General features: G+C 42.4%; 1 protein-coding gene. It reads left to right on the top strand.

What is annotated here, in order from left to right; translation table 11 throughout:
* A partial coding sequence (locus AC1DUA_RS39605; RefSeq protein ID WP_477504877.1) for a divalent metal cation transporter occupies positions 1-402 on the top strand: 402 nt, incomplete at its 5' end.
* Positions 403-747: the final 345 nt, after the last annotated feature.

Raw genomic sequence — 747 nt, 5'->3', positions numbered from 1 at the left:
AGTATAGCCAGTGTGCTTTTCGCGGTAGCTCTGCTCGCCTCCGGGCAAAACTCAACGCTGACGGGGACGCTTGCCGGTCAAATCGTTATGGAAGGATTTTTAAACATTCGGTTGAAGCCATGGCTAAGACGATTAATTACCCGCCTTATCGCCATTATCCCGGCCATCCTGGTGATTGCGATAACCGGAGAAAAAGGAACCGGAGATTTGTTAWTCTTGAGTCAGGTCATTCTTTCCCTACAGCTCTCGTTCGCAGTCATTCCACTCGTCATGTTTACATCCGATAAAAAGAAAATGGGCGAGTTTGTCGCGCTGAAATGGTTATCATTGCTTTCATGGGTAGTGGCATTCATCATTGCAGGCTTAAATGCATATCTGCTTTATGGCACGTTCTTCGGTTAGGTTCTAGATCATGTCTGCATATAGACCATCAGAGCAAAGTCTATATGCAGATTCTGCTTTTGGCTGCTTTTCATAGGGCGCCAATGTCAAGTGGGATAGAATGCTATGTCTATAGCATTTATGGAGGACTATCTTGAAAAAATCGAGGACTTTGAATCATTTGTAAATCAATATCTTTCAAAAGGAGACCCTTCCCGTGTTTATGTTTCTTGTTGGTACGATTATGATGTATGCCCTCCTTGCTTTACTAATTGTCCTTTTTTTAGTTGCCCAAGTCGTTCTGGCTCGAAGAAACAAAAATCATTACTAGGAAATCCGAAAAATTATATTACGGATATATGAGAC

The sequence above is a fragment of the Paenibacillus sp. 01T422 genome, assembly GCF_056398785.1.
This window is presented reverse-complemented; position numbering and strand designations above follow the sequence as displayed.